General features: G+C 68.8%; 23 protein-coding genes and 1 tRNA gene. 18 read left to right on the top strand and 6 right to left on the bottom strand.

Going from position 1 to position 22,564, the window contains the following annotated elements; genetic code table 11:
* Positions 1–2: 2 nt before the first annotated feature.
* Positions 3–530, bottom strand: a complete 528-nt coding sequence (locus BN4252_RS01025; protein WP_096877732.1) for a hypothetical protein — start codon at positions 528–530, stop codon at positions 3–5.
* Between the two features lie 176 nt (positions 531–706).
* Between BN4252_RS01025 and BN4252_RS01020 the strand changes: the two genes are divergently transcribed.
* The 10 genes from BN4252_RS01020 (at position 707) to BN4252_RS00975 (ending at position 9,847) form a co-directional block, all read left to right on the top strand.
* On the top strand, positions 707–1,291 hold the full coding sequence (locus BN4252_RS01020; protein WP_066524311.1) for a CarD family transcriptional regulator: 585 nt from the start codon (positions 707–709) through the stop codon (positions 1,289–1,291).
* On the top strand, positions 1,272–1,973 hold the full coding sequence (ispD, locus tag BN4252_RS01015) for a 2-C-methyl-D-erythritol 4-phosphate cytidylyltransferase (protein WP_066524309.1): 702 nt from the start codon (positions 1,272–1,274) through the stop codon (positions 1,971–1,973). Before BN4252_RS01020 ends, ispD begins: the two co-directional genes overlap by 20 nt.
* A 131-nt stretch (positions 1,974–2,104) precedes the next feature.
* Positions 2,105–3,559 carry an HNH endonuclease signature motif containing protein gene (locus tag BN4252_RS01010; RefSeq protein WP_066524307.1) on the top strand — a complete coding sequence of 485 codons (1,455 nt, stop codon included), beginning with the start codon at positions 2,105–2,107 and terminating at the stop codon, positions 3,557–3,559.
* 22 nt (positions 3,560–3,581) lie between these two features.
* Positions 3,582–4,079 carry a 2-C-methyl-D-erythritol 2,4-cyclodiphosphate synthase gene (ispF, locus tag BN4252_RS01005; protein WP_066524306.1) on the top strand — a complete coding sequence of 166 codons (498 nt, stop codon included), beginning with the start codon at positions 3,582–3,584 and terminating at the stop codon, positions 4,077–4,079.
* Positions 4,080–4,137: 58 nt separating this feature from the next.
* Entirely contained in the window at positions 4,138–5,391 is a 1,254-nt protein-coding gene (locus BN4252_RS01000; protein WP_066524304.1) for a hypothetical protein, read from the top strand.
* Between the two features lie 39 nt (positions 5,392–5,430).
* Positions 5,431–6,003: a hypothetical protein gene (locus BN4252_RS00995; protein ID WP_066524301.1), complete on the top strand. Its 573-nt coding sequence runs from the start codon at positions 5,431–5,433 to the stop codon at positions 6,001–6,003.
* Positions 6,004–6,561, top strand: coding sequence for a hypothetical protein (locus tag BN4252_RS00990; RefSeq protein WP_066524296.1), 558 nt, complete (start codon positions 6,004–6,006; stop codon positions 6,559–6,561).
* A gap of 11 nt (positions 6,562–6,572) precedes the next feature.
* A complete protein-coding gene (gene cysS / locus BN4252_RS00985; protein WP_066524294.1) occupies positions 6,573–7,904 on the top strand; it encodes a cysteine--tRNA ligase in 1,332 nt (443 codons plus the stop codon).
* Positions 7,905–8,843, top strand: coding sequence for a 23S rRNA (guanosine(2251)-2'-O)-methyltransferase RlmB (gene rlmB / locus BN4252_RS00980; protein ID WP_066524292.1), 939 nt, complete (start codon positions 7,905–7,907; stop codon positions 8,841–8,843).
* Complete coding sequence (locus BN4252_RS00975) at positions 8,843–9,847, top strand: LacI family DNA-binding transcriptional regulator (protein ID WP_066524290.1); 1,005 nt, start codon at positions 8,843–8,845, stop codon at positions 9,845–9,847. Before rlmB ends, BN4252_RS00975 begins: the two co-directional genes overlap by 1 nt.
* On the opposite strand, the gene BN4252_RS00970 is transcribed toward BN4252_RS00975, so the two are convergent.
* The 3 genes from BN4252_RS00970 to thrE are packed head-to-tail and all read right to left on the bottom strand — an operon-like array spanning position 9,813 to position 12,066.
* Complete coding sequence (locus tag BN4252_RS00970) at positions 9,813–10,244, bottom strand: META domain-containing protein (RefSeq protein ID WP_066524288.1); 432 nt, start codon at positions 10,242–10,244, stop codon at positions 9,813–9,815. The two genes, BN4252_RS00975 and BN4252_RS00970, sit on opposite strands and share 35 nt — an antisense overlap.
* Positions 10,241–10,576 carry a hypothetical protein gene (locus BN4252_RS00965; protein WP_066524287.1) on the bottom strand — a complete coding sequence of 112 codons (336 nt, stop codon included), beginning with the start codon at positions 10,574–10,576 and terminating at the stop codon, positions 10,241–10,243. The genes BN4252_RS00970 and BN4252_RS00965 overlap by 4 nt, the downstream gene beginning before the upstream one ends.
* A 47-nt stretch (positions 10,577–10,623) precedes the next feature.
* A complete protein-coding gene (gene thrE, locus BN4252_RS00960; protein ID WP_066524285.1) occupies positions 10,624–12,066 on the bottom strand; it encodes a threonine/serine exporter ThrE in 1,443 nt (480 codons plus the stop codon).
* Between the two features lie 66 nt (positions 12,067–12,132).
* Here thrE and BN4252_RS00955 point away from each other — a divergent pair.
* From BN4252_RS00955 to BN4252_RS00945, 3 genes are all read left to right on the top strand, one after another.
* Positions 12,133–12,208: transfer RNA gene (locus tag BN4252_RS00955), tRNA-Thr, on the top strand.
* A gap of 124 nt (positions 12,209–12,332) precedes the next feature.
* Positions 12,333–13,037 carry a response regulator transcription factor gene (locus BN4252_RS00950; RefSeq protein WP_066524284.1) on the top strand — a complete coding sequence of 235 codons (705 nt, stop codon included), beginning with the start codon at positions 12,333–12,335 and terminating at the stop codon, positions 13,035–13,037.
* Positions 13,038–14,423 carry a sensor histidine kinase gene (locus tag BN4252_RS00945; RefSeq protein WP_066524283.1) on the top strand — a complete coding sequence of 462 codons (1,386 nt, stop codon included), beginning with the start codon at positions 13,038–13,040 and terminating at the stop codon, positions 14,421–14,423.
* Here BN4252_RS00945 and BN4252_RS00940 read toward each other — a convergent pair.
* Positions 14,395–14,805, bottom strand: a complete 411-nt coding sequence (locus tag BN4252_RS00940; RefSeq protein ID WP_066524384.1) for an HIT family protein — start codon at positions 14,803–14,805, stop codon at positions 14,395–14,397. The genes BN4252_RS00945 and BN4252_RS00940 overlap by 29 nt on opposite strands.
* A gap of 31 nt (positions 14,806–14,836) precedes the next feature.
* On the opposite strand from BN4252_RS00940, the gene purD reads away from it, so the two are divergent.
* Together purD and purB are read left to right on the top strand one after the other, a co-directional pair.
* Positions 14,837–16,090, top strand: coding sequence for a phosphoribosylamine--glycine ligase (purD, locus tag BN4252_RS00935; protein WP_066524382.1), 1,254 nt, complete (start codon positions 14,837–14,839; stop codon positions 16,088–16,090).
* Between the two features lie 17 nt (positions 16,091–16,107).
* Positions 16,108–17,523, top strand: a complete 1,416-nt coding sequence (gene purB, locus BN4252_RS00930; RefSeq protein WP_066524380.1) for an adenylosuccinate lyase — start codon at positions 16,108–16,110, stop codon at positions 17,521–17,523.
* On the opposite strand, the gene BN4252_RS00925 is transcribed toward purB, so the two are convergent.
* Positions 17,520–18,017 carry a hypothetical protein gene (locus tag BN4252_RS00925; RefSeq protein ID WP_066524282.1) on the bottom strand — a complete coding sequence of 166 codons (498 nt, stop codon included), beginning with the start codon at positions 18,015–18,017 and terminating at the stop codon, positions 17,520–17,522. The genes purB and BN4252_RS00925 overlap by 4 nt on opposite strands.
* 19 nt (positions 18,018–18,036) lie before the next feature.
* Between BN4252_RS00925 and BN4252_RS00920 the strand changes: the two genes are divergently transcribed.
* From BN4252_RS00920 to BN4252_RS00910, 3 genes are all read left to right on the top strand, one after another.
* The gene (locus BN4252_RS00920) at positions 18,037–18,924 is read left to right on the top strand and encodes a phosphoribosylaminoimidazolesuccinocarboxamide synthase (RefSeq protein ID WP_066524281.1); all 888 of its coding nucleotides are present in this window, start codon (positions 18,037–18,039) and stop codon (positions 18,922–18,924) included.
* Positions 18,925–18,927: 3 nt separating this feature from the next.
* Positions 18,928–21,024, top strand: a complete 2,097-nt coding sequence (locus BN4252_RS00915) for a S9 family peptidase (RefSeq protein ID WP_066524379.1) — start codon at positions 18,928–18,930, stop codon at positions 21,022–21,024.
* Positions 21,025–21,123: 99 nt separating this feature from the next.
* A complete protein-coding gene (locus BN4252_RS00910; protein ID WP_066524279.1) occupies positions 21,124–22,557 on the top strand; it encodes a cation:dicarboxylate symporter family transporter in 1,434 nt (477 codons plus the stop codon).
* Positions 22,558–22,564 lie beyond the last annotated feature (7 nt).

Below are 22,564 nucleotides of genomic sequence, written 5' to 3'. Positions count from 1 at the left end.
GTCTAGCGGGTGAAGTCCATCTCGCGCTCGCCGGACGGCACCCCGGGGGCAGAGACGGTGGCGGTGACCTCGATGGAGCCCGCGTCGAAGTTGAACTTCACCGGCACGTTGCCGCCGTAGGCGAAGTCCTTGTTCTGCACGGAGTTGGGCACGTACTGGATGCAGGCGTCCTTGGCCTCGGGGATTCGGTCCAGGCCGTCCTGCGAGTCGGCGACCAGGTTGCAGTTGTAGCCGATGGTCTTGGCGCTGCCCAGGTTCACCTTCGCGCCGTCCACCTCGGCGGAGACGAGCTGGTGCTCGGCCTCGGTGCGGTCCTGGTTGGTGGCCACGAACTTGAGCGCCGCCTGGCCGTTCTCGTCCAGCACCACGGTGACGTCCTGCACCGACAGCTCGCGGTTCTCGGTGAACCCGGTGGCACCGTCCACGGCCGCAACCTGGGAGGAGGTCTGGGTGATCTGGCCGGCGGAGCAGCCGGTAAGGGCCAGTGCGGAGGCGACGGACAGTGCGGCAACCGGCTTCAGGGACTTCACGAGGGGTCCTCCATCAATCGAGCGAATATCTCCATCACACCTTAGTCGCAGCTGGCGCACATTTCCCAGTTTGGGGAGGGGTAAACTTTTGGAGTGGTCGGCAACGGGGCCGTCGGCAAGCAATGCACTGTACCCTGTTGTGGTTGATTCCCGGGAACTGTCAAGGAGAGTCGTAAATGGAGTTCAAGGTCGGAGAAGTGGTTGTGTACCCGCACCACGGCGCGGCGCGGATCGCGGACATCGAGCAGCGCGAGATCGGCGGGGAGAAGCTCGACTACTTGGTGCTGCAGATCCTGCAGTCCGACCTTGAGGTCCGGGTGCCCATCAAGAACACCGAGCTGGTGGGCGTGCGAGACGTGGTGAACGAGGAGGGCCTGCAGAAAGTCTTCTCCGTCCTGCGCGAGACCGACGTGGAGGAGGCTGGCAACTGGTCCAGGCGCTACAAGGCGAACCAGGAGCGCCTCGCGTCGGGCGACATCAACAAGGTCGCCGAGGTGGTGCGCGACCTGTGGCGCCGGGACCAGGGCAAGGGGCTGTCCGCGGGTGAGAAGCGCATGCTGGGCAAGGCCCGCCAAATCCTCGTCGGCGAGCTCGCGCTGGCTGAGCCGGTGGACGAGAAGAAGGTCGGGGAGATGGAGTCCCGCATCCAGGAGATCATCGAGGAGCAGATCAAGGCCGGCGTGAGCGACGACCCGGCCCAGGAGATCGACGACGACCTGGACATGGACGATCTGAGCTTCGATGACGAGGACGACGAGTAGGCCGGTCATCGCCGTCATCGCCGCCGCGGGGAAGGGGACGCGGCTCGGCGCCGGCGTGCCCAAGGCCTTCGTTGAGCTGCGGGGGGAGAGCCTTATCGCGCGGTCCGTGCGCGCGATGGGGGAGGCGGGCATCGACCGGATTGTGGTCGTGGTCAGCCCCGATACGGAGCCGCTCGCGCGCGAGCAGCTCGCCGGCTTCAGCGTCAGCGTCGCCCACGGCGGCGCGGAGCGCGCGGATTCCATCTGGAGCGCGCTTCGGGGCATTTCGCTTGTCGACGCAACCGTAGTGATCCACGACGCCGCCCGTGCACTGACCCCACCCGCCATGATCGCCAGGGTGGTGCAGGCCGTGGAGGCGGGTGCGCCCGCCGTGGTGCCCGTGGTGCCCGTCACCGACACCGTGAAGGTCGTCGAGGGCACGGCCGTGCGCTCTACGCCCGACCGCTCCCGGCTTCGCGCCGTTCAGACGCCCCAGGGCTTCGACCTGCGCACACTGCGCGCCGCCAACGAGGCCTACTTCGCCTCGCCCCAGGGCTTCGCCGCCACCGACGACGCCTCCCTCATGGAGTGGTTCGGCGTGCCGGTGCGCACGGTGGACGGCGATCCTTGGGCCTTCAAGATCACCACGCCGGTGGACCTGCTGCTGGCCGAGGCGCTGCTGGATAGCGATTTAGGTGGATAGCGATTTAGGTGGATAGCGATTTAGGTCAGCGAAAAAACTTTCGATAAAGTTCGCAAAACCCCTTGTCCCCCCTCCGGTTCTTGGTTATAATGTTCGGTATCGAGGGTGGAAACGAAAAAAGGGGGAACCCGATGGGCTACTTCGCCACAGAACGCGACGGCGACGAGCTGAGCGCCTGCGGGCAGCGCGCGCGTGACATCGAGTACGAGGTCTTTGCCAGGTACGCCGAGCAGGGCTTTTGGGACCTGGACTTAGAGCTCGAGCGGGGGCGCGTCGCCGCCTCGCTCGGGCGGAGCCCGGCGTGGGTGGAGAAGGCGATCCTGGCCTACCACCGGCTGCGGGACCTGCCCAAGCTCAGGGCCCTGCAGGCCGAGACCCGGCGCCTGGACATCACGCGGCTCGAGGCCGTCGGCGAGACCGTGGACAAGCTGTACCGGCTGCCCGAGCAGGACGTCCTGGAGGAGTTCGACGAGCTCCTGGTGCAGATGTTCACCCCGACCCGCGCCGGGCAGGCGCTGCCTTCCCCGATGACGATTCGCCGGCGCCTGAACGACCGCCTGCGCAAGATCGACGCCTCGTTGGCGCCGGACCCAAAGAAGAAAAAGGAGCGCAAGGACAAGAAGGACCGCCCCTTCGGCTCCTGCGAGGCCGAGTTTTACGGCCTGAACGACTATGACGCGGGGCTGTCCGTGTCCGGTGACGCCGCCACCATCGGCCTGATGGACATGCGCACCCGCCAGGTGGCCAAGGAGGCCAAGTGCTCCCAAAGCGAGGCCATCAAGCGCCTGCTCACCGGGGAAATCACCTCCACCACCGGCATCGTGCTGCACCTCTTCGCCTCGAAGTCGGACCGCAGCACCTACTACGTTCCCAACTTCGGCTGGACCGACGCCGAGGGCACCGAGGCGCTCAACGCGATGATGGAGGAGCGCCCACCCCGCATCGTGGACCTGGAGGAGGCGGAGCAGGCCACCACGGCGTCCTACACGCCGACCGACGCGATCAAGGCCTACGTCCAGGCGCGGGACGGGTGCTGCATCTACCCGGGATGTGACCGCCCGGCCAACAAGTGCCAGCTGGACCACCGGGTCCCGTTCGGCGACGGCGGCCCAACCACGCCCTCCAACCTCTTCTGCCTCTGCCAGCGCCACCACAACGTTAAGACGGACCGCCGCGCCTTCTACGTGCCTGATCCCGCCACGGGCGAGGTCGTGTGGCTGTTCGCGGACGGCACGTACCAGGTGGTGGAGCCCGAGGGCCTGCTCGCCGAGTCCACCACCCCGGAGCGCCCCCGCTGGCGCCAGACCATCGCCCAGCGCCGCGAGCAGAAGGCGGCTGTGACGGAGTTCAACGCCCGCTGCCACGCGGCCGTGGAGAAGTACGAGCAGGACGAGGACTACCACGCCTGCGTCGCCGAGCTGGAGCGCCTGGAAAAGGCGAGCGGCCTCCGGTTCGAGTACTGGCCGAGCAAGCCGATGTGGATGACCATGTCCGAGGGCGAATGGAAGGCCTGCCTCCTCCGCTGGTACCAGGAGGGCATGATCTCCGCGGAGCGGGCGGGCATCGAGGAGCCGGTGCCCTTCTAACCCGGCAGGTAGCGTGGGGCGCATGGACAATCTGCGAGTTGGCACCGCGTTCGACGCCCACCAAATCCAGCCCGGCAGGGAATGCTGGATCGGCGGCATCCTCCACGAGGGCGAGGACGGCTGCGAGGGCCACTCGGACGGGGACGTGGTCGCGCACGCGATCGTGGACGCCGTGCTTTCCGCCGCCGGGTTGGGGGACCTCGGGTCCTTCGTCGGCGTCGGCCGCCCGGAGTACGAGAACGTGCAGGGGGTCACGCTGCTGCGGGAGCTCCGCCAGCTTGTCGACGCACACGGTGTGCGCGTCATCAACGCCTCCGCGCAGCTCATCGGCCAGACGCCGAAGATGGGGCCCGTGCGCGAGGAGTGCGAGCGGACCTTGAGCGAGGCGCTCGGCGCGCCGGTGTCGGTGTCCGCCACCACCACCGACCACATGGGTTTCACCGGCAGCGGCGAGGGCCGCGCCGCGATCGCCACGGCGCTGGTGCAACTTGGTACGAAAGTCCCAACTTCGGATACTTAGGTTCCTGACCTGCTGTTTCAGCTTTTCTCCAGACGGCTGTGCGGGCTACGTTAGCCGCATGAAGAAAACCTTGACCGCCCTGTGCGCCACTGTGCTGGCGTCGGTGTGCGCCCCGGCAGCGTCGGCAGTGCCGGCCATGCCGCAGGGCTACCCGATCGAGGGGTTCGGCACCCCCTGCGACACCTCCACGTTTTCGGACCCGCAGTGGCGCTACGGCGAGACCGCGCGCCGCTACCTGGCGGACGGCACCCTCCAGTTCACCAACCGCACCGACCAGACCGTGCCGTACACGGCCACGGTGGAGACGGGCACCAACCACAAGATCGAGGCCAACTCCAAGGCCACCCTGCCCAACGGCTGGAACACCACCGCAAAGGCGGACATCGGCCTGAAGGAGTCCAACGGCTGGATCGAGGGCGAGACGTTCGGCCCGATCAAGCTGGGTCCGGGCGAATCCTTCCGCGTCGACTATGGCGTGCTGGAGAAGGACTTCATCTCCATGTTCATCACGTGCGACAACGGGGTGCTGCGCAACGGCCCCGGCGCGAACGTGATCCGGGGGACCGGCCCGGCGGAGCGCTACGCGTTCGCGTACGTCATCAGGGCGGACGGTTCGGTCTCGGATGTGGCGTTGGAGGTGCCGTCGAGAAGCGAAGGCGCGAATTCCAGGCCGGTGGGCGACACCTACACGGCGACATCGGGTCCGAGCCTCGAGCAGGTGGCGAGCCCGCGCGACACGCGCGTCGAGCCGGGACCGGGCTTCCGGCGCGACCCCGATTGGCCCCGGCTGGGGCAGAAGGTGCGGCCGGGCGACAAGTCCTACTACCCGTACGACATCGAGGCGGTGGCGCCCACCTTCCGCAAGCCCGGCTACTCGCAGGACTTCCTCAACTGGTCCAAGGGAGACTACACGTTCACGCCGGTGACGGACTACGTGGTGGGCGCCGAGTTCAACGGCTACCTCAACTGGATGGGCGGCGGCGGGCGCGTTCCCGCCGGCTGGCTCGAGTCCGTCGGTGCGGTGATGCGCGCGCACATGCCGGTGGGCACGGCGCTGAAGCCCGTGGAGCTCGCGCCGGGCGAGCGGGTGCGGGTGGAGTACGGCACCACCATGACGCGCATCAACTACCGCGAGATCTCCGCCGGGCGCGACGGCACCTACAGCCGCATCACCCCGCAGCCGCAGGCCAGCGCCCCGAGCGGGTTCTGGGCCGAGGCCGTGATCACCGCCCCGGACGGCTCGACACGAACCGAGGACGTCACCCCGGACGAGTACCGCGAGCTGCCCGTTCCCACCCAATCCCACCTGTAAGCCCCACGCATAAACCAAGAACACAGAAACGAGATTCCCATGAAGCGCGCAATGACTGCTTGCCTCGCCGCCGCCACCACCACGATCATGGTCGCCGCCGCACCCGTCGCCCAGGCCCTGCCGCAGCGCAACTACACCGCCACCAACCCGACCACCATCGGGGCGTACTGCTCCAACCCGGGCGACCGCGGCCAGACGGTGAACATCGTGCGAAGCTACTTCGACGGCTCCGCCGGCACCTGGACCGTGTCCAACTACAACGACGAGCCGCTGCCGGTCACCCGCTCCATCACGGAGACGAAGACCAAGACCTGGAACGTCACCGCGGGCCTGAGCTTCGACGTGGCCAAGCTGATCCAGTTCACCTTCTCCACCAGCTACACCGATTCCCAGACCTACTCCGTGGGCGAGCAGGTCGGCCCGTACAACGTGGCGCCGGGCAAGACCGCGGTGTTGCAGGCCGGCTGGATCGTGTCCGACTTCCAGGGCCAGGAAACCGTCTGCGGCGCGAACCACACTTGGCAGGGCGCTGGCAACACCTTCACCGCCACCATGCCCAAGGAGCGCCACGTCCGCGTGAGCACCCGCGACAACATCGACTGGGGCGCGTAGATGAAGAAGCCGGCCGCAATCGTGGCGCTCGCGCTCCTCCTCGCCCCGGCCGCGCACGCCGAGCCCTACGACTTCGAGCTCCCGCAGCGCTGGAACACCGACCTCGCGCCGGGGAGCCACTGCGCCACGCCGGGGTTGAAGGACACTTACGTCTCGGCCACGCGGCGCTGGTTCAAGCAGACAGACGCCGCCAGCGTGGCCAACGACACGGAAGAGGCGGTGCCCGTGATCCAGACCGTGAAGGAGAAGCGGGTGCAAACCCTCGAGGTCTCGGGCACGTTTACGCCCAAGGGCGATCTGGTGAAGAACGTCTCGCGCGCCTACGGCTGGAAGTACGTGCACGAGGTGAGCTGGGCGCTGAACCAGAAGGTGGGGCCGTACCAGCTCGGGCCGGGCGCCCAGGGCCGCCTGGTGTGGGGCTTCACCATGCTGGACGGCGACGCGCAGGACGTGGCGTGCAGCCGCGCGCAGGTGTGGGAGCCCGTTGGCGCGCCGTACAGCTTCACCGTTCCGGAGGCCCGCTACTCGGAGCTCAGGGTGGAATCCTCCCAGCTGTAGAGTGGGGAGCTGTGACTCAACGCATCTTCGACACAGCCACCCGCTCGCTGCGGGACTTCGAGCCGGTGCGCCCCGGCCACGTGTCCATCTACCTGTGCGGGGCGACGCCGCAGTCCGCGCCCCACATCGGGCACCTGCGCAGCGGCGTCGCGTTCGACATCGTGCGCCGCTGGTTCCTGGCCAAGGGCTATGACGTCGCCTTTGTGCGCAACGTGACGGACATCGACGACAAGATCCTGAACAAGGCGGCGGAACATGGCCGGCCCTGGTGGGAGTGGGTGTCCACGTACGAGCGCGAATTCACCCGGGCGTACGACGCGCTGGGGGTGCTGCCGCCGTCGGTGGAGCCGCGCGCAACGGGGCACGTGACCCAGATGGTGGACTACATGCAGCGCCTGATGGACCGCGGCTTCGCGTACGAAGAGGACGGCTCCGTCTACTTCGACGTGGACGCCTGGGTGGCCGCGGGCGGGGACTACGGCTCCGTGTCCGGCAACCGCCCGGAGGAGATGCGCGGCGGCGAGCGCCTGGACTTCGCGCTGTGGAAGGCCCAGAAGCCGGGCGAGCCAAGCTGGCCCACCCCGTGGGGCCCGGGCCGGCCGGGCTGGCACCTGGAGTGCTCGGCCATGTCCACCTGGTATTTGGGCGGGACCTTCGACATCCACGGCGGCGGCCTGGATCTGCAGTTCCCGCACCACGAGAACGAGCAGGCGCAGTCGCACGCGGCCGGTGACGGCTTTGCCAACTACTGGATGCACAACCACTGGGTGACCATCGCCGGCGAGAAGATGTCCAAGTCCATTGGAAATGTGCTTGCCCTCGACGCCCTGCCGGTGCGCCCGGTGGAGCTGCGGTACTACCTCGGCTCGGCCCACTACCGCAGCGTGCTGGAGTACTCACCGAAGGCGCTGCAGGAGGCCGCGGCTGGCTACCGCCGCATCGAGGACTTCGTCCGCAGGGCGGGCATGCCGGAGCCGACGACGTGGACCGAGGAGTTTGAGCTCGCGCTTGACGACGACTTCTCTGTACCGCGGGCCCTCGCCGAGATCCACAACCAAGTCCGGGAGGGCAACAAGGCGTCCGACCCGGCCGAGATCGCTGGCCGCGTCCGCGCCATGGCGGCCGTGCTGGGCATCGACCCGGGGCAGTGGCAGGAGAGCGCGGACACCTCCCGGGCCCTAGATCAGGCCCTAGACGTGCTGGTGGGCGCGGAGCTCGAGCGCCGCGCGCAGGCGAGGGCCGAGAAGGATTGGGCGGCGGCCGACGCGGTGCGTGACCGCCTGGCCGAGGCCGGCATCGAGGTCGTGGACACGCCCGAGGGACCGAAGTGGGAGATGAAGTAGATGGCAAAACCGTACCAGCGCCCCGATAAGCAGAAGAAGAACAAGAAGGGCGCCACGAAGGGCTCGGGCGGCCAGGCCAGGCGCGCGCTGCGAGGCAAGGGCGCGACCCCGAAGGCGGAGGACCGCGTCTACCACGCGGCGCACAAGCGCAAGCTGGAGCGGCAGCGCCGCGACTCGGGCCGCCACGAGAAGGAGCAGTCGGACCTGGTGGTGGGCCGCAACCCCGTGGTGGAGTGCCTGCACGCCAAGGTGCCGGCCGAGGGCCTGTACGTGGCGCTCGGCACCAGCAACGACGAGCGCCTGACCGAGGCCGTGGGCATCGCCCACTCGCGCGGCATCCCGGTGCACGAGGTGCCGCGCCAGCAGCTGGATGACATGACGGGCAACGGCATGCACCAGGGGCTGGGCCTGAAGATCCAGCCGTACAAGTACACCGACGTGTTCTCCCTGCTGTCGCAGAACCGGGATGAGCCGGGCATGTTCGTGGTGCTGGACAACATCACGGACCCGCGCAACCTGGGCGCGGTGATCCGCTCGGCGGCGGCGTTCGGCGGCCACGGCGTGATCATCCCGGAGCGCCGCTCCGCGCAGGTCACGGGCGTGGCGTGGCGCACCTCGGCGGGCACCGCGGCGCGCCTGCCGGTGGCGCGGGAGGTCAACCTCACCCGCGCGATCAAGCAGTTCAAGGACAACGGCTACACCGTGGTCGGCCTCGACGCGGGCGGGGAGCACACCCTGGACACGTTCGAGGGCGGGGTGGACCCGGTGGTGATCGTGGTCGGCTCCGAGGGCAAGGGCATCTCGCGCCTGGTGCGGGAGAACTGCGACGTGATCATGTCCATCCCCATGGAGGGCTGGGTTGAGTCCCTCAACGCGTCGGTGGCGGCTGGCGTGGTGCTGAGCGAGTTCGCTCGTCAGAGGCGTCGAAAAGCACACTAATGCCCTCCCTCGCGTCGCTGGCGGCGGAGCTCGGCGTCTCGCGCACGACGGTCTCCAACGCGTACAACCACCCGGAGCAGCTCTCCCGCGAGCTGCGCGAGAAGATCCTCGCGGCCGCCGAGGCGCGCGGCTACCAGGGCCCCGACCCGATGGCGCGCTCGCTGCGCACGCAGCGCACGGGCGCGATCGGGGTGGTGCTCACCGAGGAGCTGCGCTTCGCGTTCGAGGACCGCGCCTCCGTGGACTTCCTGGCCGGGCTGGCGGACATCAGGGACTACTCGCTCACCCTCATCCCCGCCGGCGCGAGCGTGCACGACGCGATCGTGGACGGCATCGTGGTGTACTCCGTGCCGGAGGGGGACCCGCAGCTCGCGGGGGCGATCGAGCGGGGGTTGCCGCTGGTGCTGTGCGACCAGCCGAAGGATACGGGCGTGCCGTTCGTGGGCATCGACGATTACGCGGCCATCCAGCCCGCGGCCCGGGCGCTTCTGGAGGCGGGGCACCGCCGCGTGGGCATCCTGGCCAAGCGCATGTTCTCGACGCCCACGAACGGGCTGGTGGAGGACGTCGCGTCGGCGGATCTGGTGGCGCAGCGCGCGCGGGTCGAGGGGGCTCGGGCATTGCTTGGCGACGCCCCCGTTGTCACCCGCCACCTCAACGACCCCGACTCGGCGGCCGACGGCGCGCGCGAGCTGCTCACGCGCTTCCCGGACCTCACGGCCGTGCTGTGCACGACGGACTCCATGGCGCTGGGGGTGATGGAGTACTGCGGCGGGCGGGTGCCGCACGAGCTCTCCGTGACCGGCTTCGACGGCATCGACACCCGCTACGGGCTGACCACCGTGCGCCAGCCGAACCGGCTCAAGGGGGAGACCGCGGCGGTGCTGCTGCGCTCCCTGCTGGATGGTCGGGCCTCGGAGCGCGAGCGCGTCCTGCTGGAGACCACGTTCGTGCCCGGCGCCACTGTGGCTAGGGTGCCTCGAGCGTCATCACCCGCACGCTAGGCCTGTCCAGCGCGTCGGTGCGCAGGATGAGGAGGCGCTCGGTGGGGCCGGTCTCGCGCACGTCGAACGCCGCGCCGGGTTGCAACAGGCTGACAAGCTGCTCGTGGGTGTGGCGGGCAGCGCCGGTGCAGGCGGCCTCGTCGGCGACTGCGCCGATGGTGAGGGAGTGCAGCTCGAAGGTTGCGTCGACAAGCGATGCGGTCCCCTCGACCTCCGCGCACGGCGTGGCCCCTTGCAGCCGGTCCCCGCGGAGCTGGAAGTTGGAGGTGCCGGCGACGCTGGTGGGCAGGCCCGGTTCGGTGGCGATGCCCACCACCTGCCACGTGGCCGGCGCGGCGCAGGCGCTCAGGGCGCAGGCGGCGAGCAGCGGCGCAAGGGCCTTCGCGGGCCTGATCAAGACTTCTTGGCGGCCTTCTTCTTCGTGGCCTTCTTGGAGGTCTTCTTCGCCGTCGTCTTCTTGGCGGCCTTCTTCGTCGCCTTCTTCTTGGTGGCCTTCTTCGTCGCCTTCTTCGGCTCGGCCGCGGCGGCCTCCTCGGCCTGGCGCTGCTCGTCGTAGCGCTTGTACACGAAACCCTTCGGCTCCACGCCCAGCATGGACATCAGGGTGACGCCGTCGTGGAAGTCCTCGGCGTAGGTGGCCACGATCCGCCGAGCTCCGGCGGCCGTCTGCTCCTCCATCTCAACGACGGCGTCAGCTGCGGGGCGGGAATCGGTGATCTTCGGCGGCACGTTCGGCTTCCTCCTAGGACGACAACTTTTGGCGGCAAGTACTCCGGCTATCTTAGCGCGCGCTGGATCTGCTGGAACGTCACGCGGCCCACGCGCTTGAAGGCGCGGTAGGGCAGGTAGTGCTGCGGGGCGCGCAGGCGGCGGGCCACCCACTCGCCGAAGACCACGCCGCCCGCCAGCGCCATGCACACCGCGATGGCGGAGAAGATGTTGTTCATGCCCACCACCATCTGCTCGTTGAGCACGGCGTACATGCCGCGGTAGATTCCCGAGCCGGGGAGGAAGGGCGTCACGCCCGCCACCGCGGTGATCACCGGGCTGATGAGGAAGCGGCGGGCGATCAGGCCGCCGGCGAGGCCCACCACCGTGGCGCAGGCGGCCGTGGCCATGAAGCGGTCCGTGCCGAAGGGGATGAGGAAGACGTAGTAGATGGTGGAGCCGGCGGCGGCGGTGACGAAGGAGACCAGGATCGCCGCTTCTTCCGCGAAGCAGGCCACCGCGAAGGCCGCGGCTGCCGTCGCGCTGCCGAAGATGCGGAAGCCCACGCCGTCGAGGGACGGCTTGCCGGGCATCGTCTCGATCGGGGGCAGGCCCACGCCGAGCAGGTTGGACACATACAGGCCCATGGCCACGCCGGCGATGATGCCGCCCGTGTTCAGCAGGGTGTTGAAGAAACGCGCGGAGGCGGTGACGGGCGAGCCGGTGATGCCGTCGAGAAGCGATTGCACCAGCGTGAGACCCGCGAGCAGCACGACGATGCCCGAGGCGATGACTTGGCTGGGCACGATCGTGTGCCCGATGGAGGCGGAGAAATCGTAAAACACGGCCGCCGGGATCGTGGCCACGAAGCCACCGAGGACGCAGTGGAAGAAGTACGGCAGGTCATTGCGCGACAGGACCTTGTTGAAGCCCATGATGAGGAACGCCGTGATGCCGCCCACCACCGCCATGAGCCAGTCGCCGCCGAGCAAGATCGCCACGGCGGCGCCCATCACCGTGTAGCCCGCGAGGAAGCGGGTGTTGCGCCACGGGATGGGGGAGCGGTCGATGTCATCGAGGATCTTCTCCGCCAGCTCCGGGCGGGTGGCGCCGGCGCGGATCGAGCGGATGAGCCGGTCTGCCTCCTGGAGCTTGTGGTAGTTCTCGCTGATCCTGGTCACCACGCGGAAGACGGTGACGGGGGTGCGGTCCTCGCCGCCGATCACCGCGTTCATGGTGATGGTGTTCACCGTGATGTCCACGTGGCAGTAGTGCAGGCCGTAGGACGAGGTGACGGTGCGGATCTGCGCGATCGCGTCCGAGGACGTGGTGCCGTTGGCGATGAGGATTTCCCCGATGCGCGCGGCGATCATCATCACGGCGGCGACTTGGGTCGGATCCGTCAGATCGACCGGGGCGAGGACGGAGGGCGGCGGCGAGGTGCGCGCCGCGTCGATCGTCGCTACCCGCTGGCCAGAGCCCCGGAGCCGGTCCCGCAATGATCTTTTCACCCGTCAAACCCTAACGTTTCCGCGTGTTTCCTGCATGCGCGGGGGCCGTGTAGTCTGATCTGCGTTGCTGGAGTGGCGCAATCGGTAGCGCAACGCACTTGTAATGCGTAGGTTGCGAGTTCAAGTCTCGTCTCCAGCTCCAAAACCTTTCAGTTGGGGGCTCGGGAGTTCGTTTCTCCCGTGCAGGGGGCGCACAGGAAACGTACAGTTGCGGGTAGTTCAATGCTTCTGGATATAAACCCGTGCTTAAAGGAGTGTGCCCCGAGATGGCTGATACCCAGGGCGTGAAGGTGCTCGTCGTCGACGACGAGCCGAACATCGTCGAGCTGTTGACCGTGTCCCTGAAGTTCCAGGGGTTTGAGGTCGAGAGCGCCAACTCCGGCCAGGACGCGCTCGAGCTGGCCCGCTCGTGGCGCCCGGACGCCTACATCCTCGACGTGATGATGCCCGGCATGGACGGCTTCGAGCTGCTTGGCAACCTGCGCGGCGAGGGTCTGGACGGCCCAGTGCTCTTCCTCACCGCCAAGGACGCGGTGGAGGACCGCATCCACGGCCTGACCATCGGCGCGGACGATTACGTGACCAAGCCGTTCAGCCTCGAGGAGGTGATCACCCGCCTGCGCGTGATCCTGCGCCGCGGCCACGTGCTGGACGCCCCGGAGGGCGACGCCACCCTGCGCTACGCGGACCTGACGCTCAACGACGAGACGCACGAGGTGACCAAGGCAGGCGAGATCGTGGAGCTCTCGCCCACCGAGTTCAACCTGCTGCGCTACCTCATGCTCAACGCGGAGGTGGTGGTGTCCAAGGCCAAGATCCTGGACAACGTGTGGCACTACGACTTCGGCGGGGACGGCAACGTGGTGGAGTCCTACATCTCCTACCTGCGCCGCAAGATCGACACGGGCGACGTGCCGCTGATCCACACGGTGCGCGGCGTGGGCTACGTGCTGCGCACCCCGCGCCACTAAATGGCTATCTCCCCGCTGGCGGCGCGCGCCTACTCGCTGAACACGCCGCTGCAGAAGCGCCTGGTGTCCCTGGTGGTGGCGGTGGCGTCCACCGCCATGCTGCTCAGCTTCACCGTGGTCTACTTCCTTATGCAGGGCCTGCTCTACCAGCGGGCGGACGACCAGCTGCGGGAGGGTCTGGACACCTGGGTGGGCCACACGGCGTGGCTGCCCACCACCGGCGCGCCGAACGAGTTCCACCAGGCCATCAAGCTGCCGGGGCACGACACGCCGTTCGAGCCCATCGCCTCGACCACCCCGCCGGACTACGCGCAGCTGCGCGGCTTTGACAAGGGGCAGAACATCGGCTCGGTGGAGGGGGCCGAGTTCAACCGGCAGTGGCGGGCCATGGCGGCGCAGGAACCGGACGGCACCGTGCTCTACGTGGCCAAGAAGCTGGACGCCGAGCGCCGGACCCTGGCGGGCCTCGCGCTCACCGAGACCGCGATCGCGGCCTTGGCCATCCTGGGCATCATCTACGTCGGTAGGCGCCAGGTGCAGCGCGCGCTCGCGCCGCTGCGGGAGGTGGAGCGCACCGCGCTCGCCATTGCGGACGGCGAGACCAGCCGCCGCGTCCCCCCGTGGCCGCGCAGCACGGAGGTGGGCAAGCTCTCCTACGCCATGAACACCATGGTGGGCCAGCTGCAGGAATCGGTGAAGGAGGCGGAAGACAAGGAGGAGCAGATGCGCCGCTTCGTCGGCGACGCCTCTCACGAGCTGCGCACGCCGCTGACCAGCATCCGCGGCTACGCCGAGCTGTACCGCAAGGGTATGGCGCCGGACGCGGACATGGTGCTGGACAAGATCGAGGAGGAATCCGCCCGCATGCAGCTTTTGGTGGAGGACCTGCTCGCGCTCACCCGGGCGGAGGGCGCGCGCCTGGACAAGCGGCCTGTGGACATGCTGCAGATCGCCACCTCGGTGGCCTCCACCGCCGCCGCGGCCTTCCCGGACCGCGTCCTGAACATCCACCCCGAATCCTCGCAGCCGCCGGTGGTGGAGGGGGACCCGGACCGCCTCTACCAGGTGCTTTTGAACCTGGTTACCAACGCCTTCAAGCACGGCGGACCGGACGCGGAGGTGACCATTACCCTGCGCGACCACCTAGACAGGCTGTCCATCGACGTGGCGGACACCGGCGTGGGCATGGAGCCGGCGGACGCGGAGCACATCTTCGAGCGCTTCTACCGGGCGGACTCCTCGCGCCACCGTGCGGCGGGCGGCGGCTCGGGCCTGGGCCTGGCCATCACCAAATCCCTGGTGGAGCAGCACGACGGCACGATCAGCGTGCTCTCCGCCCCGGGCGAGGGCGCGACCTTTACAATTTCCCTTCCACTGCGCGGCTGAGGTCGTGCTGGGCAGCGTCCATCTTCTCCGCGTCGGTCTCGCCGGCGGGGATGGCGCGGGAGAGGTCGTAGCCCGACATGTCGTCGGCCGGGAAGACGTGGATGTGGGCGTGCGGCACCTCGAAACCGGCGATCAGGTACCCGGCGCGCTCGGTGCCGAAAACCTCGATCACGGCCTGCCCCACGGCCTGCGCCACCTCGTTCAGGTGCGCCCACAGCTCGGGCGGGAGGTCGGTCCACTTGTCCACGGGCTCCACCGGCACCACCAGGGTGTGGCCGTACGCCACGGGCTCGATGGTGAGGAAGGCGGCGACGGTCTCGTCGCGGTAGATGAAGCGGCCGGGGATCTCCCCGTCGATGATCTTGGTGAATACGGTGCTCATGGCCACCAACGCTACCGGTAAGTTTGATGCCATGCGCATCCTTGTCATCGGTTCGGGCGGCCGCGAACACGCCCTGCTCACAGGCCTTTCCGGCAATGGTCTCAACGAACTCACCGTCGCGCCGGGCAACGCCGGCATGGCCACGTTGGCCGACGTCCGCGGGGTGGACGTGGCTGACCCGGCCGCCATCGTCGCCCTGGCCCGGGACGTGGACGCGGAGCTCGTGGTCATCGGGCCGGAGGTGCCCCTGGTGGCCGGCGCGGCGGACGCGCTCGAGGAGGCCGGCATCGCAGTGTTCGGCCCCTCGAAGGCGGCGGCGCAGCTCGAGGGCTCGAAGGCCTTTGCCAAAGAGGTGATGGCGGCGGCGGGCGTGCGCACGGCGCAGGCCCGCCAGGTCACCGATGTCGCGGACCTGGAGGCGGCGCTCGACGAGTTCGGCCCCACCTACGTGGTCAAGGACGACGGGCTCGCGGGCGGGAAGGGGGTTGTGGTGACAGGGGAGCGTCGAGAAGCAAAAGCCCACGCTGAGGCGGTGCTCGAGACCGGCCCGGTGCTCTTCGAGTCCTTCCTTCAGGGCCCCGAGGTGTCCCTGTTCTGCCTGGTGGACGGCGAGACCGTGGTGCCGCTGCTCCCCGCGCAGGACCACAAGCGCGCCCGCGACAACGACGAGGGCCCGAACACCGGCGGCATGGGCGCCTACGCCCCGCTGCCGTGGCTGCCCGCGGACGGCACGGAGCGCATCGTGCGCGAGATCGCCGAGCCGGTGGCGCGCGAGATGGTGCGCCGCGGCACTCCCTACCACGGCCTGCTGTACGTGGGCGCGGCCTGGGGCGCGGAGGGCCCGGCCGTGGTGGAGTTCAACGCCCGCTTCGGGGACCCGGAGACGCAGGCGGTGCTCGCCCTGCTGAAGACCCCGCTGGCCGACGTGCTGGGGGCAGTTGCTTCTCGACGCCTCCGTGAGCTCGCCCCCCTTGAGTGGGCACCGGGCTACGCCGCGACCGTGGTGCTCGCGGCCGGCGGCTACCCGGAGGCGCCCCGCACCGGCGGCGCGATCACGGGCGAGGCGCTGGATGACCCGTCGAAGGTGCTGCACGCCGGCACCACGAAGCGCGACGGCGCGTACGTTTCCGAGGGTGGACGCGTGCTCAACGCCGTCGGCCGGGGCGCGACCCTCGAGGAGGCGGTGGCTGAGGCGTACCGCGTGATCGAGGGCATCGAACTGGAGGGATCCTTCTACCGCACCGACATCGCGCGCCGGGCTATCGAGGGGGAGATCTCCCTATGATGAGTGCCGTGAAACCGATGAACACGAACGTCCTGTCCAACCGCTACGCCTCCCCGGAGATGGCCACCCTGTGGAGCGCGGAGCACAAGATCGTGCTGGAGCGCCAGCTGTGGATCGCCGTGCTGCGCGCGCAGCGCGAGCTCGGCGTCGAGGTGGCGGACGGTGCGATCGAGGCCTACGAGCGCGTGATCGACCAGGTGGACCTGGCCTCCATCGCCGAGCGCGAGAAGGTCACCCGCCACGATGTGAAGGCGCGCATCGAGGAGTTCAACGCCCTGGCCGGGTTCGAGGAGATCCACAAGGGCATGACCTCGCGCGACCTGACCGAGAACGTGGAGCAGCTGCAGATCTACCGTTCCCTTGAGCTGGTGCGCGACAAGGCGGTGGCGCTGCTCAAGGCCGTGGGCAACCGTGCGGGCGAGTACAAGTCCCTGGTCATGGCCGGGCGCTCCCACAACGTGGCGGCGCAGGCGACCACCCTGGGCAAGCGCTTCGCCTCGGCGGCGGACGAGATCCTGCTGGCCGTGGAGCGCATCGAGGAGCTTCTGGGCCGCTACCCGCTGCGCGGCATCAAGGGCCCGATGGGCACCGCCCAGGACATGCTCGACCTGCTCGGCGGTAACGAGGCGAAGCTCACCGAGCTTGAGCGCGGCATCGCGCGGGGCCTGGGCTTCGACCGCGTCTTCGACTCGGTGGGCCAGGTCTACCCGCGCTCCCTGGACTTCGACGCCATCTCCGCCCTGGTGCAGCTGGGCGCCGGGCCGTCGTCCTTGGCCACCACCATCCGCCTCATGGCGGGCAACGAGACGGTGACAGAGGGCTTCAAGGAGGGCCAGGTCGGCTCCTCCGCCATGCCGCACAAGATGAACGCGCGCTCCTGCGAGCGCGTCGGCGGCTTCCAGGTCATCCTGCGCGGCTACCTCACCATGGTGGCGGACCTGGCGGGCCAGCAGTGGAACGAGGGCGACGTCTTCTGCTCCGTGGTGCGCCGCGTGGCGCTGCCGGACGCCTTCTTTGCCATCGACGGCCAGTTGGAGACCATGCTCACGGTACTGGACGAGTTCGGCGCCTTCCCCGCCATGATCGCCCGCGAGCTGGACCGCTACCTGCCGTTCTTGGCCACCACCCGCATCCTCATGGCGGCGGTGCGCGCCGGCGTGGGCCGCGAGACGGCGCACGAGGTGATCAAGGAGCACGCGGTGGCCATGGCGCTGGACATGCGCGAGCGCGGCGCGGAGCAGAACCTGGTGGAGCGCCTCGCCGCCGACGAGCGCCTGCCGCTGGACAAGCAGCAGCTCGAGGAGGCGCTCGCGGACCGCCACGCCTTCATCGGCGCGGCCGAGTCGCAGGTGGACAACGTGCTGCGCCGGGTGCAGGTGCTTATCGACGCACACCCCGAGGCCGCCGCATACCGCCCCGGCGAGATCCTCTAGCGCTCGCCTTGCTGTTCCCAGCGCACCTTCTGGCTGGGGGTGGTGAGCAAAAGGCCGGTGGCTGGGATGCCGTCGCCGGTCCACGTGCCCGCGTAGACCTGCATGGCCTTGCCCACCTCCAGGTCGCCCACGTACCCGCTGAGCGGGTTCTCCGGCTCCCCGCAGGCCGAGGCGTCGGCGAGGAAGTTCGCTTTCTGGTCTCCCGCCACCGGCTCGAGGCGGGGCAGCGCCACGGTGTAGTCCTGCGGGTACTCGCCGATGAAGGTGGGCGTGAGCGTGACCAGGAAGCAGTCGGGCGAGGGCTTGGACGCGCGCGCCTCCCACTCCACGGGCACCCCGCGGGCGGTGTCGGTGGTGACCACCTTGGCGGCCTCGCCGAACTCGCGCTCGGCGTAGGGCGCGGCGGTGGGCACCTCGCCGGAGTAGGGGCCCGGGGCGGCGGCGCACGCCGCGAGCGCGAGCGGGAGGGTGACGGCGGTCGCGCGCTTGAGCATGGGGAATATACTAGCCCGCATGCGTGCAGAGCTTTCTGACTACCAACATCTGTCCGGCGGCAAAGTCCGCGAGATCTACGAGGTGGACGCCGAGACCCTGCTGATGGTCGCCTCGGATAGGATCTCCGCCTTCGACTACTCGCTGCAGCCGGCGATCCCGGACAAGGGGCGCATCCTCACCGCCACCTCCATGTTCTTCTTCGACCTCCTCGGCGTGCCCAACCACCTGGCGGGCCCGATCGATGACGAGCGGATCCCGCAGGAGGTGCTCGGCCGCGCCATGGTGGTGAAGAAGCTGCAGATGGTGCCGTTCGAGTGCGTGGCGCGTGGCTACCTCACCGGCTCTGGCAAGAAGGAGTACGACGCGCGCGGTGCCGTCTGCGGCGTGAAGCTGCCGGAGGGGCTCAAGGAGGCGTCCAAGCTGCCGGAGCCGATCTTCACCCCGGCCACCAAGGCTGAGCAGGGCGATCACGACGAGAACGTCACCTTCGAGCACATGGCCGGCGAGATCGGCGCGGACCTCGCGGGCGAGCTGCGCGAGCTGACGCTCGGCGTGTACCGCACCGCGGCGGACTACGCCCTCGAGCACGGCATCATCCTGGCCGACACCAAGCTGGAGTTCGGCATCGACGCCGACGGCCGGGTGGTGCTGGCGGACGAGGTGCTCACCCCCGACTCGTCGCGCTACTGGCCGGCGGACGGCTACGAGGCGGGCAAGGCACAGCCCAGCTTTGACAAGCAGTACGTGCGCAACTGGCTCACCGGCCCGAAGGCGGATTGGGATCCGGCGTCCGGCATCCAGCCTCCTGAGCTGCCCGGCTCCGTTGTCGAGGCCACGCGCGACCGCTACATCGAGGCCTACGAGCGCCTCTCCGGCAAGCGCTTTGCCGATTGGCCGGGTGCCTAAGTGATCCAGCCCCCCAAAGCGAAACAGGTTGCCCACACCCGGTCCTTCCACGGCCGGGACTTCGAAGACAACTACGAGTGGCTCCGGGACAAGGACGACCCGGAGGTGCTGGCCCACCTGGAGGCCGAGAACGCCTACACCGAGGCCATGACCGCCGGGCTGACCGAGCTCACCGATGCGGTGTACGGGGAGATCAAGTCCCGCATCAAGGAGACGGACATGTCCGTCCCGCAGCGCCAGGGCGCGTGGTGGTACTACGGCCGCACCGTGGAGGGCCAAAGCTACGGCATCTCCTGCCGCGTGCCGGTGACCGGCGACCCGTGGGTGCCGCCGAGCATCGAGGGGGAGGTTGCGGGGGAGCAGGTGCTTATCGACGCAAACCAGCTCGCAGCCGGCCACGAATTCTTCTCCCTCGGCGCCTCGTCCGTGTCCACCTCGGGCCGCCTCCTGGCCTATTCCTTCGACACCGAGGGCGACGAGCGCTTCGAGCTGCGCGTCAAAGACCTGGAAACCGGCGAGCTCCTCGATGACGTCCTCCGCGGCGTCTTCTACGGAGCCACCTGGGCGGGGGAGGACTACCTCTTCTACACCCGCGTGGACGACGCGTGGCGGCCCTACCAGGTGTGGCGCCACCGCGTGGGCACCCCGGAAGCCCAGGACGTGCTGGTGTACCAGGAGGACGACGAGCGCTTCAACGTGGGCGTGGGCGCGGACCGCGCCGAGCGCTACCTCTACATCGTGTCCTCGTCGTCGCTGACCACCGAGTACCGCGTGGCACCGCTGGCCGAGCCGGAGGCGGACTTTGCGGTGCTGCGCGAGCGCGAGCCCGGCGTGGAGTACCACCCGGATTACGCCCAGGTGGGCGGGCGCGAGTACTGGGTAATCACCCACAACGCGACCGGTCCCAACTTCGCCGTGGCCGCCGCCGAGATCGGCGCGGACTTGCGCGACCTGGGCGGGCTGCGGGAGCTGGTGCCGCACTCCGCCGATGTGCGCGTGGAGGGCGTGGACACCTACCGGGACTTCGCCTTTGTGGGCTACCGCCGCGGCGGCATCCCGCGCCTGGCGGTGGCGGACCTGCGCTCGGGCTTCCGCGGACTTACGGAGCTCGAGTTCGACGAGGAGCTGTACTCCGCCTCCCTCGGCGGCAACCCCGAGTGGGACGCCCCCGTGGTGCGGGTGGGCTACTCCTCCTTCACCCAGCCCTCACAGGTGCTGGATTACCGGGTGGCCACGGGCGAGTTCACGCTGCTGAAGCAGCAGGAGGTGCAGGGCGGGTACGACGCCTCCGAGTACGAGGCGTTCCGCCTCTGGGCCACCGCCGAGGACGGGGCGCGGGTGCCGATGAGTGTGGTGCGCAAACGGGGCGTCGACAAGCATGCTCCCACCCTGCTCTACGGCTACGGCTCCTACGAGGCCTCCACCGACCCCCACTTCTCCGTGTCCAGGCTGTCGCTGTTGGACCGCGGGATGATCTGGGTGTGCGCGCACGTGCGCGGCGGCGGGGAGATGGGGCGCGCCTGGTACGACACCGGCAAGACCCTGACCAAGCGCAACACCTTCACCGACTTCATCGCCTGCGCCGACGAGCTGGTGCGCCAAGACCTGACCACGCCGGGGCAGCTGGTGGCGGAGGGCGGTTCCGCCGGCGGCCTGCTGATGGGCGCCGTGGCCAACCTCGCGCCCGAGAAGTTCGCGGGCATCCAGGCGATCGTGCCGTTTGTGGACCCTTTGACCTCCATCCTGAAACCCGAGCTGCCGCTCACGGTGGGGGAGTGGGAGGAGTGGGGCGACCCGTACCACGACCCGCAGGTGTACGACTACATGGCGTCCTACGCCCCGTACGAGAACGTGACCGACCAGGAGTACCCCGCGATCCTGGCCGTGACCTCGCTGAATGACACGCGGGTGCTCTACGTGGAGCCCGCCAAGTGGGTGGCCAAGCTGCGCGAGGTCGGCCGGGGCGGCCCGTTCTTGCTGAAGACGGAGATGTCCGCCGGCCACGGCGGCGTGTCCGGGCGCTACGCCAAGTGGAAGCAGACGGCCTTCGAGTACGCCTGGGCGCTGGTCACCGCCGGGGCCGCGGAGGTGGAGGGGTAGTAAGGGGTAGGGCGCGCGTTACCCCCAGCCTGTGAAGTGGCGTAGGTAATCCTCCGGGGAGTATGAATATCTCACCACAACTCTCGAGAGGAGGACCTGATGTCCCACGTTGTCTCCACCCCGCAGATCGCGGAGCCGAAGAAACGGCGCGACAACACCCACTGGCTCTACATCGGCGTCATCATCGCTGTGCTGGGCGGCATCGCCCTCGGCCTGATCGCCCCCGACACGGCGGTGAAGCTCAAGCCGCTCGGAGACACCTTCGTGTCCCTGATCAAGATGATCATCGCCCCGGTGATCTTCTGCACCATCGTGCTCGGCATCGGCTCTGTCCGCTCCGCCGCCACGGTGGGCAAGACGGGTGGCATCGCCCTGCTGTACTTCATCGTCATGTCCACGCTCGCGCTGGGCATCGGCCTTTTGGTGGGCAACATCATCAAGCCGGGCGAGGGCCTGGATATCGCCGGCACCGCCGAGGAGGGGGCGAAGTACGCCCAGAAGGCGGCCGAGTCCTCCGACGGGCTGATCGGTTTCATCCAGAGCATCGTGCCCAGCACGTTCTTCTCGGCGTTTACCTCGGGCTCCATCCTGCAGGTGCTGTTCATCGGCCTGCTGGTGGGCTTCGCCGTGCAGTCCATGGGCAAGCAGGGCGAGCCCATCCTCGGCTTCGTCGCGCACCTGCAGAAGCTGATCTTCAAAATCCTGGGCTGGATCCTCTGGCTCGCGCCGATCGGCGCCTTCGGCGCGATGGCCGCCGTGGTGGGCAAGACCGGCATCCAGGCCGTGGTGCAGATGCTGGTGCTCATGCTGGCCTTCTACATCACCTGCTTCCTCTTCGTCTTCGGCGTGCTGGGCACGGTGCTGTGGGTGGTTGCCCGCGTGAGCCCGTGGGCCCTGTTCAAGTACCTCGGCAGCGAGTTCCTGCTCATCCTGGCCACCTCCTCCTCGGAGTCGGCGCTGCCGAACCTCATGCGCAAGATGGAGCACCTGGGCGTGGACAAGTCCACCGTGGGCATCGTGGTGCCCACCGGCTACTCCTTCAACCTGGACGGCACCGCCATCTACCTCACCATGGCCTCCATCTTCATCGCGGACGCCATGGCCATGCCGATGGACATGGGCGAGCAGATCTCCCTGCTGGTGTTCATGATCATCGCCTCCAAGGGCGCCGCGGGCGTGACCGGCGCCGGCCTGGCCACCCTGGCCGCGGGCCTGCAGGCCTTCCGCCCCGACCTGCTCTCCGGCGTGGGCGTGATTGTGGGCATCGACCGCTTCATGTCCGAGGCGCGCGCCCTGACCAACTTCGCGGGCAACTCCATTGCCACCCTGGTGGTGGGCACCTGGACCAAGACCGTGGACCACGACCAGGTCCGGCGCGTCCTCTCCGGCGAGGACCCGTACGTGGCTGGGGATGATGACCACCACGTAAACCTCTCCAACCCGAGCGTGGACAACCCGGCGACGGACCACCTCCAGCCCACGCCGCAGGTGGACCTCTCCGCGTATCGCGGGGACGACCCGGCTGTGCGATAATTTCCCT

Source organism: Corynebacterium bouchesdurhonense, assembly GCF_900078305.2.
GTDB lineage: Bacteria > Actinomycetota > Actinomycetes > Mycobacteriales > Mycobacteriaceae > Corynebacterium > Corynebacterium bouchesdurhonense.
Note: the sequence above shows the minus strand (reverse complement) of the source record. Positions and strands in the feature narration are given on the sequence as shown.